This is a genomic window from Streptomyces erythrochromogenes, from assembly GCF_040684695.1.
In the GTDB taxonomy this organism is placed as follows: domain Bacteria; phylum Actinomycetota; class Actinomycetes; order Streptomycetales; family Streptomycetaceae; genus Streptomyces; species Streptomyces erythrochromogenes_C.
The window spans coordinates 59060-74565 of sequence record NZ_JBFBGM010000022.1; the positions used below are offsets into that span (position 1 = coordinate 59060).

11 protein-coding genes are annotated in these 15506 nt (G+C 76.3%); 6 read left to right on the plus strand and 5 right to left on the minus strand.

Features of this window, described 5'->3' with window-relative positions; all coding sequences use genetic code 11:
• Nucleotides 1–61 precede the first annotated feature (61 nt).
• Genes AB0O53_RS27680 through cbiE form a run of 3 tightly spaced genes read right to left on the minus strand, consistent with a single transcriptional unit; the run spans nucleotide 62 to nucleotide 2890 of the window.
• Complete coding sequence (locus AB0O53_RS27680) at nucleotides 62–847, minus strand: cobalt-precorrin-6A reductase (protein ID WP_365199074.1); 786 nt, start codon at nucleotides 845–847, stop codon at nucleotides 62–64.
• Nucleotides 837–1586 (minus strand): precorrin-4 C(11)-methyltransferase, encoded by a 750-nt coding sequence (cobM, locus tag AB0O53_RS27685; RefSeq protein ID WP_350992595.1) that lies wholly within the window; start codon nucleotides 1584–1586, stop codon nucleotides 837–839. Before cobM ends, AB0O53_RS27680 begins: the two co-directional genes overlap by 11 nt.
• Nucleotides 1583–2890, minus strand: coding sequence for a precorrin-6y C5,15-methyltransferase (decarboxylating) subunit CbiE (gene cbiE / locus AB0O53_RS27690; RefSeq protein ID WP_365199077.1), 1308 nt, complete (start codon nucleotides 2888–2890; stop codon nucleotides 1583–1585). Before cbiE ends, cobM begins: the two co-directional genes overlap by 4 nt.
• 146 nt (nucleotides 2891–3036) lie before the next feature.
• On the opposite strand from cbiE, the gene AB0O53_RS27695 reads away from it, so the two are divergent.
• Nucleotides 3037–4011: an oxidoreductase gene (locus AB0O53_RS27695; RefSeq protein WP_365199080.1), complete on the plus strand. Its 975-nt coding sequence runs from the start codon at nucleotides 3037–3039 to the stop codon at nucleotides 4009–4011.
• Between the two features lie 282 nt (nucleotides 4012–4293).
• Here AB0O53_RS27695 and AB0O53_RS27700 read toward each other — a convergent pair whose 3' ends face one another.
• Nucleotides 4294–4830, minus strand: a complete 537-nt coding sequence (locus tag AB0O53_RS27700; protein WP_350992590.1) for a proline dehydrogenase — start codon at nucleotides 4828–4830, stop codon at nucleotides 4294–4296.
• A gap of 74 nt (nucleotides 4831–4904) precedes the next feature.
• The gene (locus AB0O53_RS27705; protein ID WP_365199083.1) at nucleotides 4905–5864 is read right to left on the minus strand and encodes a trypsin-like serine peptidase; all 960 of its coding nucleotides are present in this window, start codon (nucleotides 5862–5864) and stop codon (nucleotides 4905–4907) included.
• A 255-nt stretch (nucleotides 5865–6119) separates the two neighbouring features.
• Here AB0O53_RS27705 and AB0O53_RS27710 point away from each other — a divergent pair, with 255 nt between their 5' ends.
• From AB0O53_RS27710 to AB0O53_RS27730, 5 genes are all read left to right on the plus strand, one after another.
• Nucleotides 6120–7304, plus strand: a complete 1185-nt coding sequence (locus tag AB0O53_RS27710) for a GDSL-type esterase/lipase family protein (RefSeq protein WP_365199086.1) — start codon at nucleotides 6120–6122, stop codon at nucleotides 7302–7304.
• A gap of 89 nt (nucleotides 7305–7393) precedes the next feature.
• Nucleotides 7394–8668: a hypothetical protein gene (locus tag AB0O53_RS27715; RefSeq protein WP_365199089.1), complete on the plus strand. Its 1275-nt coding sequence runs from the start codon at nucleotides 7394–7396 to the stop codon at nucleotides 8666–8668.
• Nucleotides 8665–10737, plus strand: a complete 2073-nt coding sequence (locus AB0O53_RS27720) for a VMAP-C domain-containing protein (RefSeq protein ID WP_350992582.1) — start codon at nucleotides 8665–8667, stop codon at nucleotides 10735–10737. Before AB0O53_RS27715 ends, AB0O53_RS27720 begins: the two co-directional genes overlap by 4 nt.
• A gap of 30 nt (nucleotides 10738–10767) precedes the next feature.
• Nucleotides 10768–11898 (plus strand): AAA family ATPase, encoded by a 1131-nt coding sequence (locus AB0O53_RS27725; protein WP_350992580.1) that lies wholly within the window; start codon nucleotides 10768–10770, stop codon nucleotides 11896–11898.
• Nucleotides 11895–15494 carry an SAV_2336 N-terminal domain-related protein gene (locus AB0O53_RS27730; protein ID WP_365199093.1) on the plus strand — a complete coding sequence of 1200 codons (3600 nt, stop codon included), beginning with the start codon at nucleotides 11895–11897 and terminating at the stop codon, nucleotides 15492–15494. Before AB0O53_RS27725 ends, AB0O53_RS27730 begins: the two co-directional genes overlap by 4 nt.
• Nucleotides 15495–15506: the final 12 nt, after the last annotated feature.

Below are 15506 nucleotides of genomic sequence, written 5' to 3' on the forward strand. Positions count from 1 at the left end.
GCACCGGGCCTTCGCCCGTCCGGTGCGACGGCACGTCCGGACACGGTGGGGGGAGGCGGGCCTAGGCCGTGCCCAGCCAGTCCAGGACGACCTCGACCGAGTCGGTCTCCGGTACGCCCTCCGGGACCGCCGGGCGGCGCACGACGAGGACCGGGATGCCCGCCTCGCGGGCGGCGGCCAGTTTGGGGGCGGTGGCCGAGCCGCCGCTGTCCTTCGTCACCAGCACGTCGATGCGGTGCCGGGCGATCAGCTCCCGCTCGTCGTCCAGCGTGAACGGGCCCCGGGCGAGGAGGACTTCCAGGTGGGGCGGCACCGGCGCCTGCGGAGGGTCCACCGAACGCACCAGGAACCAGGTGTCGTCGAGGTGCGCGAAGGCGTGCAGGCCCATCCGTCCGGTGGTCAGGAACGCACGGGCGCCGAGCCCGGGCAGCCGGTCGGCGGCCTCGTCGAGCGAGTCCACGAAGGTCCAGTCGTCGCCCGGCTCCGGTGTCCAGCCGGGGCGGCGCAGCGCCACCAGCGGGACCCCCGTCAGCGCCTGCGCCTCGGCGGCGTGGAAACTCATCCGCTCCGCGAACGGGTGGGTGGCGTCGACGACGCGGGTGACGTCGTGGGCGACGATCCAGGCCGCGAGGCCCGCGATGCCGCCGAAGCCGCCGATCCGGGTGTCGCCCGGCGGGAGCACGGGCGAGGCGACCCGGCCCGCGAGCGACGTGGTCACGTGGCAGGAGGGGTCCGGGGCCAGCGCCTCCGCGAGGCGGCGGGCCTCCGTGGTACCGCCCAGGATCAGGACGTGGTGGGCCGGGAGGGGCGCGGGTTCGGCCGGGAGGGGCGCCGCGTCAGCAGACATGCCGGTCGCGCTCGGGGGAGTACAGGTGGCTGTCGCGGAACTGCTCCGCGCCGAGCGTGCGGCCCACCACGATGACGGCGGTGCGGACCAGCCCCGCCTCCTTCACCTGCCCGGCGATGTCGGCCAGGGTGCCGCGCAGGATCAGTTCGTCGGGGCGGCTGGCCATCGCCACCACCGCGACGGGGCACGCGGCGCCGTAGTGCGGCAGCAGCTCCTCGACCACCCGGTCCACGTAGCGGGTGGCCAGGTGCAGCACGAGCAGCGCGCCGCTGCGGCCCAGGGTGGCCAGGTCCTCGCCGGGCGGCATGGGGGTCGCCTGCTGGGCGATCCGGGTGAGGATCACGGTCTGGCCGACCGTGGGCACGGTCAGCTCCCGCTTGAGGGCGGCGGCCGCGGCGGCGAAGGCCGGTACGCCCGGGACCACCTCGTAGGGGATGCCCACCGCGTCCAGCCGGCGCATCTGCTCGGCGACCGCGCTGAAGATCGACGGGTCGCCGGAGTGCAGCCGCGCCACGTCCTGGCCCGCCTCGTGGGCGCTCACGCACTCGGCGACGATCTCGTCCAGGTTCAGCTGCGAGGTGTCGACGAGGCGGGCATCCGCCGGGCACTCGGCGAGCAGCTCGCGCGGGACGAGGCTGCCCGCGTACAGGCAGACCGGGGCGGCGGCGAGGGTCCGGGCACCGCGCACCGTGATCAGGTCTGCGGCGCCGGGGCCCGCACCGATGAAGTACACGGTCATGTCTGATCCTTCTCCTTGGTGTCCGCGTCCGTCGGGGTTGCCGTCGCGGGCTTCGGCTCCGGCTCCGTCACCGGCTTCGTCACCGACCACTGGGTGACCGCCATGGCCTGCCGCCAGCCGGTGAAGCCGCCCACCGGCACGGCGTGCGCGACGGCCAGCTTGACCAGGTCGCCGCCGTGGCGCCGGTAGCGGTCGGCGAGGACCGCCTCCGACTCCAGCGTGACCGTGTTGACCACGAGCCGGCCGCCGGGGGCCAGCGCCGCCCACACCGCGTCGAGCAGGCCCGGGGCAGTCAGCCCGCCGCCGATGAACACCGCGTCGGGCGCCGGCAGCCCGGTGAGCGCCTGCGGCGCGGCCCCGACGACCACGCGCAGGCCGGGCACGCCCAGCGCCGCCGCGTTGCGGGTGATCCGGGCGGCCCGCTCCGGGACGCGCTCCACGGCCACCGCCCGGCACGAGGGGTGCGTACGCATCCACTCGATCCCGATGGAGCCGGAGCCGCCGCCGATGTCCCACAGCAGCTCGCCGGGGGCCGGGGCCAGCGCGCACAGGGTCGCGGCGCGCACGTGGCGCTTGGTGAGCTGGCCGTCGTGCTCGTAGGCGGCGTCCGGCAGGCCGGGGGTCGCGCCGAGGCGCGGCCCGCCGCGGGCCGGGTCCCGGCGGCAGTCGACGGCCACCACGTTCAGGGGGTCGCCGGGCGCGTGGTCCCAGCCGTCCGCGGTGCCCTCGTACGCGTCCTCGCGCTCGGAGCCGAGCTGTTCGAGCACCCGCATCCGGCTCGGGCCGAAGCCCCGCTCGCGCAGCAGTGCGGCGATCTCGCCCGGTGAGGCGGCTCCGGCGCTGAGCACCAGCACCCGGCGGCCGTCGTACAGGGCGGCCGCGAGCCGGTCCACCGGGCGGCCCACCACGGTGACCACCTCGGTGTCCTCCACCGGCCAGCCCAGCCGGGCGCAGGCGTAGGAGACGGACGAGGGGTGCGGGTGGACCAGCAGGGCGTCCGGCCCGAGCTCCTCGGCCAGGGCGCGGCCGATCCCGTAGAACATGGGATCGCCGCTGGCCAGCACCGCGATCCGGCGCCCGGCGTGCTCGGCCATGAGCTTGGGCACGGCCGGCCGCAGCGGGCTCGGCCACGCCACCCGCTGCCCGGGGCACTCGTCGGCGGGCAGCAGGTCCAGCTGGCGCGGCCCGCCGATCAGGACCTCGGCCGAGGACAGCGAGAACCGCGCGGCGGCGGTGAGCCCGGCCCACCCGTCGGCGCCGAGGCCGACGACCGTCACGGGTATGGGGGGCGGTGCGGAGCTCACTGCGCTGTACCTCGGGGCGGGAAGGGGAAAGAGTGCGGACCCGCAGCCTACTGGCCTGCGGGTCCGCCGCCCGCGCCCACCCTCGCGAGTCCCCGCGCACCCCCCGGGTCTACCCTCGGTGGCCCACCGCGATCGAGGGAGCCGCCATGCCCGGCTGGAACGCCAGGAACATCCCCGCCCAGAGCGGCCGGACCGCCGTCGTGACCGGGGCCAACAGCGGCATCGGCTACGTCACGGCCCGCGAGCTCGCACGCTCCGGCGCCTCGGTCGTCCTGGCCTGCCGCAGCGCGGCCCGCGGACGGGCCGCCGTGGTCCGGCTGCGGGCGGAGGTCCCCGGGGCCGAGGCGGAGTTCCTGCCGCTCGACCTGGCCGACCTGTCCTGCGTGCGGGAGTTCGCCACCGCGTTCGGGCGGCGGCACCCCTCGCTGGACCTGCTGGTGAACAACGCCGGCGTGATGGCGCTCCCGTTCGGGCGGACCGCCGACGGGTTCGAGACGCAGTTCGGTGTCAACCACCTCGGGCACTTCGCCCTCACCGGGCTGCTCCTGCCGAGGCTGCGGGCCGCCGCGGCCGGAGCGGCCGGGGCGCGGATCGTCAACGTCTCCAGCGGCTTCCACGTCCTGGGGAAGATCGGCTTCGGCGAGGACGGTCCCGAGGAGACGGGCGGCCTCGGCGGCCCGGGCAGCGAGCACGGCTACCGCCGCTGGGTCGCCTACGGCCGCTCCAAGACCGCCAACCTGCTCTTCACCCACGAGCTGGCCCGGCGCTTCGCCGCCGCCGGCTCCACGATCACCGCCGCCGCGGCCCACCCGGGCTACGCCTCCAGCAACCTGCACTCGGGGGCGTCGAAGCTGGAGGGCCCCACCCTGAACTCGCGCGTTGCGGCCCTCGGCAACGCCGTCCTCGCGCAGCCGACGGCCTCGGGCGCCCTGCCCACCCTCTACGCGGCCACCGCGCCCGGGGTCGCGCAGGACGCCTTCATCGGCCCGCGGTTCGGCTGGCGCGGGGCGCCGGCGCCGTCCTGGCGGGCCGGGTGGACCCTCGACGACACGGCCGGCGAACGGCTGTGGGCCGCCTCCGAGAAGCTGACGGGGGTCAGCTACGCGACCCTGCCGCGCTGATCCGGAGCCGGCCCGGCACCCACCGCGAGCCGCACCCGCCGTGAGCCGGCCCGGCACCCGCCGCGAGCCGCACCCGCCGTGAGCCGGGCCGGTACCCGCCGTGAGCCCGTCCGCCCCCGGGGCGCCCCCGGGCGCCCCGCCACGGGTCTGTCCCCGCACCCGCCCGCCGGTGCAGACTCGTCGCCATGGACGACGACGCTGCGGACAACCACCCACGACCCGACGCCGGCCGGCGCGCGGCGGCCCGCACCCGCGCGTTCCCGGCCGGGCGAGCGCACTGAGCTACTGGCGGACGCCGCCCGTGCCGGGCTGCCCGAGGGCGCCGGCGGCCGTCGTGCGGAACGCCTTCACGGCCTGGTAGAGGTCGTGCTCGCGCTCCGCGGCGAGAGCGGTGTCCGCCGCCCTGCCCGAGGTGTCCCCGGCGCGGGCCCGCTCCACCATGCGCCGTACGACCGCGGAGAGTTCCTCGGAGGCGCGGGCCACGTCGTCGGCCGCCGCCACCGCGGCCGCCGGCCCCTCCAGGTGGACGATCTCGGCGGCCCGGTGGACGCTGCGGGCCAGCGTCACGAAGCGCTCGACCTTCGCGTCCACCTCCGGCAGGTCCGGGTCCTGCGGGCGCAGGGCCTCCAGTACGGCGTCCCTCGCGAGGTCGCGGTCGTGCAGCGCGCCGAGGTATCCGGCGTAGGCGTCCCGGCGGTGCTGCCTGCGCCACTGGACGAACTGGGCGCGGGCCGTGTTGCGTCCGGTCAGCATCGCGGAGCCCAGGGTGGCGAGCGAGCCCACGGCTGCGCCGATCAGTGCGGTGAGTGCTGCGTCCATGGGGGAATTCTGCCGGGCCCGCCCGGAGCGGTCGGGAGCGGGTCAGGAGCGGGTCAGGACCGTGCGGGAACGGGTCAGGGCCGGATGGAGCGTTCGTGGAGGGCGCGTGCGGCGTCGCCGAACCGGACGCTGTACGAGGTCTCGTCGTCGCCGCCCCCGTCGCGTCCGCCGATCACCCCGATGAGGGTGTGCCCGTCCGTCAGCACCGGGCCGCCGCTGGTGCCGTTGGGCACGTCCGCGCAGTCCAGCCGCAGCTGCGTGGGACCGGCCGGGAGGGCGGTGGTCCGGCAGTCCAGGGGCTGCTCGGAGGAGTTCGGGTAGCCCACGAGCCGTGCGGGAGCGGGCAGTTCGGTCCCGAAGGCGATGGTCATGGCGCCGGTGACGTCCTCCAGGCGCTGGCCGGGGTAGCCGGGCCGGCGCAGCCGGAGGAACGCGATGTCGTGGTCGGGGTCCTGGTCCGCGGTCCAGCGCGGGTCCACGTCGATGCGGGTGGGCACCCAGACGCCGTACGGAGCGACCCCGTCCCGGTAGCCGGGCGCGAAGGCGAGGTTGGTGCGGAAGCCGCCGGCGTGGACGCAGTGGGCGGCGGTGGCGACGAGGTCGCCGCCGGGGGAGTGGACCACGACGCCCGAGCAGTGGTGGTCCGGGTCGCCGTCGCCGCCGGGGGAGAAGAGCGCGCCGATCGCGGGTTCGGCCGGGGCGGGCCGCGCCTCCAGCGGATCGGAGGGCTTCCAGCCGCCGGAGCGCCAGTCCACCGCACCGCTCCCGGCGAAGACCTTGCCGTCCGTGGGCGGTTCCGCCTCCTCGCGGACGATCCCGTCGAGCACGGCCGCCGCCGTCCGGTCGGCCCGCTCGGGATCCTGCTGGTAGACGCCCCGCGCCGGATCGCCGTCCGCGCGGGTGGCGACGATGCCGCGCAGCTCCCAGGCCACGTACCCGGCCCCCGCGAGGACCACGGTGCACACGAGGCCGACGGCCACGCCGCCCCGTGCCGCGGTCCGGTGCCGCTCCCGCCCCTCGGCCCTGCTGGACATGTGGCCCTCCCGCCCCGCGTACGCGTCCGCCTCCCGGTTCGATGGGGGGAGCGCGGCCCGGGTTCCGAGGCCGGTACGTGTCCGTTCTCACAACCGATCCTACCGGCGTGTGCATGCCATCCACCGACTCGGCCCGCCGTGCACCGCTCCGGGCCGGGCGACCGCCGTACCACCGGCCGGGCGACCGCCGTACCGCCGGCCCGGCCCGCTGCGAAACCGGATGCGGGACGCGCCCTCGGTTGACAGGGTGGCGGGATGGACGACCTGGCACAGCACACATCCCCCGACGGCGGACCCGGCCGGATCACCACCCCGGTCGGGCCGGAACTCCTGCGCGGCGCAATGGAGGTGGAACGCACCGAGCACGGCGTCCTGCCGTACCGGCTGCCCGCCTGGGCCCGCTGCCAGGCCCCCGCCGACCTCACCGACGTCGTGGCCCAGCCCGCCGGCGTCCGGCTGGCCTTCCGCACCAGGGCCACCTCCGTGGAACTGGACGTCCTCGCCACGACGACGGTCTACCGCGGCGCCCCGCAGCCCCCGGACGCCGTGTACGAGCTGCTGGTCGACGGCCGCCCGGCCGGCCGGGCCGTCGCCGACGGCGGCAACCTCCGTACGGTCGACGTCTCCAGCTGGACCGAGGTCCTCACCCCGGGGCCGCCCGGCACCGTCCGGTTCACCGGATTGGCCGACACGGCGAAGGACATCGAGATCTGGCTGCCGTACCGGGGGATCCACGAACTCATCGCCCTGCGCACCGACGCCCCCGTGGAGCCGGCGCAGGACCCGGGCCGGCGCGTCTGGCTGCACCACGGCAGCTCGATCAGCCACGGCTCGAACGCCGACGGCCCGACCGGCACCTGGCCCGCGCTGGCCGCCGCCCGGGCCGGCGTGGAACTGGTCAACCTCGGCTTCAGCGGCAACGCCCTGCTCGACCCGTTCACCGCGCGGACCATGCGGGACACCCCCGCCGACCTCATCAGCCTCAAGATCGGCATCAACCTCGTCAACCACGACGTGATGCGCCTGCGCGCCTTCACCGCGGCGGTCCACGGCTTCCTCGACACCCTTCGCGAAGGACACCCCACCACGCCGGTCCTGGTCGTCTCCCCGCTCCACTGCCCGATCCACGAGGACACCCCGGGCCCGGCCGCCGCCGAACTCGGCGACGGGACGCTGCGCTTCCGCGCCCTCGGCGACCCGGCGGAGGCCGCCCACGGGCGGCTCACCCTGCGCACCGTGCGCGACGAACTCGCCCGCATCACCGCGGCGCGCGCCGCCGACGACCCCCACCTGCACCACCTCGACGGGCGCGCCCTGTACGGGGAGGCCGACTTCGCCGAGTTCCCGCTGCCCGACGACCTCCACCCGGACGCCGCCGGCCACCGCCGTATCGCCGAGAACTTCGCCGCACACGCCTTCGGCTCCACCTGGGCCCGCTGAGTCGAACCCGGCGTTCCCACCCCCCTGCCGGGCGCCCGGCGCTATCGTGCCGGGGCGGAGGGGTGACTGCACGAGGGGGCGGGGCGGCGATGCGTTTTCTCTTTGTCCACGGCACGGGGGTACGGCGCGAGCGGCACGAGCGGCTCTTCGCCCTGGTCCACGAGCGGCTGACGGCCAGATTCCCCGGCGCCGCCGTCGACTCCTGCTACTGGGGCGACCGCTTCGGGGCGACCCTGGGAGCCGGCGGCCGGTCCGTGCCCGGACTGAAGCCCGCCGCAGGCGTCCCGGGCGAGCCCGACCAGGCCGACGCCGAGACGGCCGAGTGGGCCCTGCTGCTCGCCGACCCGCTGTGCGAACTCAGGGTCCTCGCCGAGGCCGGCTGGCCCGGCGGGTCCGTCGGGTCCGGGGCCGGGGACGCCGCCGCGGACGACGACCCCTTCGCGATGCCCGGCGTACGCGCCGCCGGTACCGGGGTGCTCGCGGCCCTGGCCGGCCTACCCCCGGCGCCGCCCCACCCCGGGGACGAGCTCGGCGCCCTGCTGCACGGCACCGGCCTCGCCGCGGACTTCCCCGCCGCCCTGGACTCCGCCGCCCGCTCCGCCGAGGCGGCCCGCGCCGCGGAACGCGCCACCGGCGACCCCCAGGCGCGCGAGCTGGCCACCGCCCTCGCCCGGGCCGTGGCCGCCGGCGCCCTCGCCGCGGCCGGAGCCGAGGCCGACTGCACCGGCGCCGAACGCGACCGCCTCGTCGAACTGCTCACCACCCGCCTCGGCGGCGACGCCCGGGTGCCCGGCGCCCGCGCCGCCGCCTTCCTCGGCCGGCTCGCCCTGCGGGTCACCACCCAGCCCCTGCTCAACGCCCGGCGCGGCTCCCTCACCGTCGGAGCCACCCCCGCGCTCGGCGACATCCTGCGCTACCAGGCCCGCGGCCACGAACTGCGGGAGTTCCTGCACGCCCGGATCACCGGGTCCCCGGAGCCGACCGTGCTGATCGGCCACAGCCTCGGCGGGATCGCCCTCGTGGACCTCCTCGCCCTCGCCGCCGCCCGCGGCGAAGCCGTCCCCGGCACGGAACTGCTCGTCACCGTCGGCTCCCAGGCCCCCCTCCTCCACGAGTTCGGCGCCCTGACCGCGCTCGAACCGGGCGCGAAACTCCCGTACGGCTTCCCGCGCTGGCTCAACGTCTACGACCGCCACGACGTGCTGTCCTACCTCGCCGCGCCCATCTTCCCCGGCGACCCCCGCATCACCGACCACGAGATCGGCAGCCGCCAGCCCTTCCCCGCCTGCCACAGCGCCTACTGGAAACAGGACGCCCTCTACGAACGGATCGAACAGGCGGTGGCCGAAGCGGAGATCGGGTGATCCCCGCCGACTTCCTGCCCCCGGCCCTCGGCCCGCAGCGCACCTTCGCGCTCGTCGCCGGCGTCGAGAGCTACGACATCAGCCACCGCTGGAACCTGCGCGGCCCGGCCCGCGACGCCCTGCGCTTCGCCCACTGGCTGACCGGCCCCGGCCAGGTGCCGCCCGGCAACCTCAGGCTGCTGCTCTCCCCGCTCGACGACCCCGGCGCCCTGGACTGGCCCGACTCCCCGGCCATGGCCGCCCTGCGGGCCGCGTACCGGCCGGCGACCGAGGAGAACGTCAAGGCGGCGCTGCTCGACGAACTCCCGCAGTGCGACGGCGACCTGCTGTGGATCTTCTGGGCCGGGCACGGCTACCTCGGGCCGCGCCAGGAGCTGATGCTGCCCTGCTCGGACGCCCGCCCCAGCCAGATCCGCCACCTCAACCTCGATTCCGCCCTGCGCTGGTGGCGCACCGACCTCGTCAAACACCGCAGCTTCCCGCTCCAGGCCGCCCTCGTCGACTCCTGCCGGGTCGACGCGCCCCGCGACGCCCGGTGGAACTTCGGCAGCACCGACTACGGCGGCGGGAACTCGGTGCCGGGCCGACGCCAGTTCCGGCTCTACGCCTCCCGCGAGGGCGAGGCCGCGCAGAACGACGCCGAGCGCGGCGCCGGCCGCTTCACCGAGGCCCTCCTCGCGGAACTCGGCACGCGCTCGGTACGGGAGAGCGTCAGCGGGCTGCCGGCCGCCGCCCGCAGCATCCACCGCACCTTCCAGGACCTGCGCGAACGCGGCGGGGGCTGGCAGCTCCCGCAGTTCCTCGTGGACCGGGACTGGGACGCCTGCTCCTTCCTCGACGACGACCCGACCGCGCCCGCGCCGCCCCGGGCGGCCCGGCTCGACCAGCAGGCCTGGGACGGACTCGGCGAGCTCTTCGAGGGCCGCGAACTGCCGCGCTGCGCCCACGAGGCCTACGCATGGGCCTTCAAGGCGGCCGGCTGCACCACCCCGGTCGGCGGCGGCCTGCCGGGCGACGGCCTCCTGGAGGTGGTCCAGGACCTGGACGAACGCCAGGGCGGGCGCGGCGGGATGCCGCTGGCGGTGCCCTTCGTACGGTTCCTCGCGGACCGGGTGGCCGCCGCGGGCGACACGGCGTGGGCGGACCGGCTGACGGACTGGGTCCACAGCGCCCGCGAGCGGCTCGCCCTGCCGGTGCTGCCCCCGCCCCCGCCCCCGGCGCGCACGACGGTCGTGCACGTCGCCCTGGAGCCGCCGCCCGACGGCGGTCCCGGTTTCCGGGCCCGCATGTGGCTGGGCGGCGAACGCACCGAGCAGATCTGGGAGTCGCAGGGCGCACCCGTGCGCCTGGACGCCGTACGGGAGGAACTCCTGCGGCAGCTCGTCCTCGTCGGCGCGGCGCCCGCCGACGGCGACCGGGCCGGACCGCGGCTGCGGGGCGGCGCCGACCGCATCGACCGCATCGAGTTCCACGTGCCCTACGAACTGCTCGACACCGACTTCGACCAGTGGCCGGTGCCCCGCGGCCCGGCCGGCCGGCCCCGCGCCCTCGGCCTGCTCCACCAGGTCGTGGTGCGGTGCCCGCAGGAACGCGCGGACACCCGGGCCGAGTGGCGGGCCAGCTGGCGCTGGCTGTGCACCCGGGGCGGCCGGCACCCCGAGGCCGTCCGGGTGGTCAAGGAGGCCGAGGTCACGGACGCGCTCGGGATGGAACTGGCCGAACGGCCGGCGCCCGCGTGCGTCCTGGCCCACACGGCCGCCGCCCCGCACGCCGGACTGCTGGAAGCCGTACTCGAAGGCGGTGTCCCGGTCGCGGTGTGGCGGCGCGGGGGCGGAGAACCGGCGCCCCCGCTCCTCGACCTGCTCGCACCGGCCGGGCCCGACGGGCGCCCGGACCCCGGCGCACTGGACGTACTGGCCCTGCCGGCGCGCGTGCGGGAAGTGCGCCGGGCGGCCGCCGGGGCCGCCGCGAGCGCCGAAAGCGCCGCACAACACCCCTCAGGGGAAGACCAGTTGGTGCTCCTGTGGGACGATCCCGACGACATACCGGGCTTCCGGTCCCTGGCCTGACCCCGACCACTGACAGACGGCGACACGACGATGGAGGCAGAGGCAGTGGTGAAGGACTGGTGGCTGTACCACGGGACCGGCGAGGGCGCGGACCGGCGCGCCCGCCTGGAATCCGGATCCCCGCCGCCCTGGCGGGACTTCACCGGCGTCCCCGACCCCGGGTACGCGCCCCCCGGGTGCGAGGGCCCGGCCTGGGAGCGCACCCGGCGGCGCGGCGAGGGCTACGTCCCCGACGAGCAGGAGAAGGACGTCGTCAACACGGCCCTGCACCTGCGCAGGCCGCTGCTGATCACCGGGAAGCCCGGCGTCGGGAAGTCCACCCTCGCCTACAGCATCGCCTCGGACCTGGACCTGGGGCCCGTCCTGCACTGGCCCATCACCAGCCGGACGGTCCTGCGCGACGGCCTCTACCTGTACGACGCCATCGGCCGCCTCCAGGAGGCCGGCCTGGAGCAACTGCGCAGGCCCGCGGGCCCGGTGGGACCGGCGGCCGCGCTCCCGGCCCACGGCGCGGCCACTGCGGCCCACGGCGCGGCCACCCCGGCGTCCGAAGCCGAGCCCGCCCCCGCGCCGTCGATCTCCCGCTACCTGCGCCTCGGGCCGCTCGGCACCGCCCTGCTGCCGCAGGACCGGCCCCGCGTCCTGCTCGTCGACGAGATCGACAAGAGCGACATCGACCTCCCCGGCGACCTCCTGACCGTCTTCGAGGACGGCGGCTTCGTCATCCCCGAGCTGGCCCGCCTCGCCCAGGAGGACCCCACCGTCGCCATCGGCACCGACGACGACCCGGACGCCGCCGTGCGCATCCCGCAGGGCCGCGTGCAGTGCCGGTACTTCCCCGTCGTCATCCTCACCAGCAACGGAGAACGCGACTTCCCGCCCGCCTTCCTGCGCCGCTGCGTCCGCCTGCACCTGGAGCCGCCCGGCGAGGAGAAGCTCGCCCTCATCGTGCGCCGCCGGCTCGGCATCGACGTCGAGGCCGGCGGGGAGTACCAGGAACTCGTCCGGGACTTCATCGACCGCGCCGGGGACGGGGACCTCGCCACCGACCAGCTCCTCAACGCCATCCAGCTGCGCCTCGCCGGAGCCTGGTCCGCCCCCGGCGACCGCGACCGCTTCCTCAAGACCGTCATGCAGCACCTGACCGGGCCCACGGCGTGATCGAGGAACTGCTCGCCGCCCTGGCCGACGGCGCCGAGGACGCGGGCCCGCGTCCCGGCGTCGGGGCGGAGGAGATCGCCGACATCCTGTGGCTGGCCGCCCGGGTGGATCCCGCCGGGCCCGGCGCGCCCGCGGTGACGCCCGGCGACTTCGCGGGCCTGCCCCCACCGGCCGCCGACCCGCCGGGCCCCGAGGCCCCGGCCGTTCCCGACGGCCCGGCCGACGGGCGGCCCGCCGTCCGGATCTTCCCCGCCTCCGTACCCGGCCCGGCCGGGAAACCGGCCGACGACGGCGCCGGCCGCCGGGGCTCGCCCCTGCGGCTGCCCCGCGCCGCCTCCCTCGACGACCCGCTCGCCCTGATGCGCGCCCTGCGCCCCGTCGGCCGGCGCTCCATCGGCGGCCCCGGGGAGGAACTGGACGAGCAGCTCACCGTCGAGCGCAGCATCGAGCGAATGGTGCCGACCCCCGTCCTGCGGCCGGCCGAGAGCCGCTGGCTGGACCTGGCCCTGGTCGTGGACACGCACCACTCGATGCTGCTCTGGGCGGACCTCGTGGACGAACTGCGCCGCGTGCTGACCCGCAGCGGGGTCTTCCGCGACGTACGCACCTGGCGGCTGACGGGCACCGGCCCGGGCGCCACCCCGATGCTCACCTGCGGCCGGTCCGGTGCCCCGCGCAACCCGCTGGAACTGGCCGACCCCGCCGGCCGCAGGCTGATCCTCGTCCTCTCCGACACCTTGGCCGGCGGCTGGCGCGAGGCCTCCGTGCAGGGCGTGCTGCGGCACTGGTGCGCGCACAACGCCGTCGCCGTGCTGAACGTCCTGCCCGAACGGCTCTGGACGCGCGGCGCCGTCCACCCCGTCCCCTTCGCCGTCCGCGCGGACCGGCCCGCGGCCGCCACCCGCTCCTGGCAGCGGGCGGCGACCGCCCGCCGCTCCCGCGCCGGCCGCCGGCGCGCCCCCGACGTCGTCCCCGTGGTCGGCGTCTCCCCGGGCAGCCTGGCCCGGCTGGTACGGGTGGTCTCCGGGGACGGCCGCTGGCGGCGCCTGGCCTGCCTGCGGCTGGACGCGGGCCCGGACCCGGACGCGGGACCGGACCCGGCGGCGGCGCGGGGGCGCGAGGCACCGCCGGCCGGGACGCTCAGCCCGCTGGAGGTGGTCGAACGCTTCCGCGCGAGCGCCTCCCCGACCGCCCAGCAGCTCGCGGCGCACCTGGCCGCCGTACCGCTGACCCTGCCGGTCATGAACCTCGTCCGGCGCTCCCTGCTGCGCGACTCCGAGCACGGCCACCTCGCGGAGGTCGCCCTCGGCGGGCTGTTCGCGCCCTGGGACCACGAACGGGACGCCGAGGACGTGGAGTTCGCGTTCCTGCCGGGCGTGCGCGAGGCCCTGCTCGGCTCGCAGCTGCGCGGGGACGTGGCCGCCGTACGGGAGCTGGTCCGCCGCCGCGTGTGGGAGTACATGTCCCGCAGCCGGGGTACCGGGCCGGACTTCTCCGCGACCCGCGTCACCGACGGGCGGGAGGGCCGCCGGGGCGTCGCCGAGGGCGCCCAGCCCTTCGCCGCCCGCCCACCGCAGGACCCCGGCCTCACGGACCGGGTCGTCCGGGTCCGCCACGAGCCCATGCCGGAGCCGCAGGAGGTCGGCGTCCTGCTCACACCGCGGCTGGTCCTCACGGTCGGGGACGCCCCGCCGGCCTGGAGCACCGTCGCCTGGGCACGGGCCGGCGACCGCGAGGTCCCGTGCCGGCCGGTGTGGTGGGACGACGCTCTGCCCAGGGTGTCGCTGCTGCTGGCCGATGAGGACCTGGCGGACCCGGCCGTGTGCGGGGAGCCGCTGCCCTGGCTGACCGCGGACCACCACTTCGCCCGTGTGCGGGTCGACGGCCGCACCGACCAGGGCGAACCCGTCGCCCTGACGGGCGAGGTGGTCCCGTACGAGGGAGCCCGCAACGGGGAGCTGGTGCTGCTCTCCGCGGAGCCGGAGGCCTGGACCCACTACCGCGGCGCCCCGGTGTCCCGGGACGGCGCGCTGATCGGCGTCGTCCACGGCGTCTGGCCGGACCGCATGGTGTTCCTGTCGGGCCGCGCCCTGCTGGAACAGCCCGGCTTCCGGGTGGTGATGGCCGAACACGGGTCGGCTGCCGTCCCGCCGCAGGACACCGTGGTGTGCCTCGCGGTGCGCCCCGGGGACGACGGGATCTACCCGGTCGGGAGTTCGGCGCACGATCAACTGAGGGACCTGATGGCGCAGCTCATGGGGGACGCGGACGTCACCGGGCGCCTGACCCATGGCGACTCGCTCGCCCCGGTGCTCCTTCAACTGGACGCTCCGGGGGCCCTCGGCAGCGTCGGCCGGCTGCTGGCCGCGTTGCCCAGGACCATGGCCCTGTTCGCGGCCCGGAGGATGGCCGGCGGCCATCCCTCCCTCGAAGTGGGCCTGGCCATGGGGCCTGCGGAGGCGGGCGTACCGGGCAGGGGCGGGCCGGTGATGTCCGAAGCCGTCCGGGTCGTCCGCCATCTCGGGGTCGTCGATCGGAACCGACGCCCCTCGGGCCCCCTCGTCCTGGGCGTTTCCCACACCGTGTACGAGGAGCTCCGTGAGCAGTTGGGGCCGACGGGGCTGTACTCCCTTGCACCCCTGGGCCTCCCGGGGGAGGGCTGGATGTGTGCGGGTGACCCCGACCAGCTGGGGAATGCGCTGGCGGAGGCTGGCGAGCTCCCGGGCCGCGAGATCGACTGGCCGACCTGCGGATTCCATACGCTGCAGGGCGATGAACGGTCGCAGTGCATCGGAATCCGGCTTCCCGGGTGCCGGCGGTGCTTGGCCCATGCGGCGAGCGAGGAACGGGTCGCCTACCTCGCGACGCTCCGCCCGGAGGCACCGGTGGACCTCCGGGGAACCACCTTCTCCGAGGGCCTGCTGCGGCAGGTCTTCGCCGCAGTGCGGGGCGGAGGAGAGGCCCGGATGGGCCCCGCCTCCTTCGACCGCGCTCGTTTCGTCGACTCCTGGAACGAGGAGACGTCGTTCACGGGAGGTGCTTCCTTCCGCCGCACCATGTTCTCCGGGCAGGCGCTGTTCAACAGAGCCGCCTTCTCGGGGCGGGCGGTCTTCGACAGCGCCGTGTTCGAGCGTTTCGCCGCCTTCGACCGCAGCGAGTTCCATGAAGAGGCCTCTTTCTGCCGGGCGGTCTTCCGTGACGCCGTGGGCTTCACGAACGCCACCTTCGGGCGCCGACTCGACTTCACCCGGACGGTGTTCGAGGACGTCGTGGATCTGAACGGGATCCGTGTCGAGGGGACGGCCGACTTCACGCGCGCGGCCTTCCGTGAGGTGCTCGGACTGAGCGAGGCCCAGTTCGCCGGGGCCGCGGTGTTCACCCGCACCAGGTGGGAGCGGGGGCTGCTGGCCACCGGTACGGTCTTCGGCGGCCCCGCCACCTTCGACGACGCGTCGTTCCAGGGCCAGGTCCGGTTCGAGGACGTCACCTTCCCCCCGGGCGGGGTGCCCTTCCGCGATGAGCCGGAGCGCTGGGACGTCCGCGGACACCCCGACGGCTCGTGGGAGATCAGCCTGCTCGCAGGGGACGGGGACTGAGCGGGTCCGGGC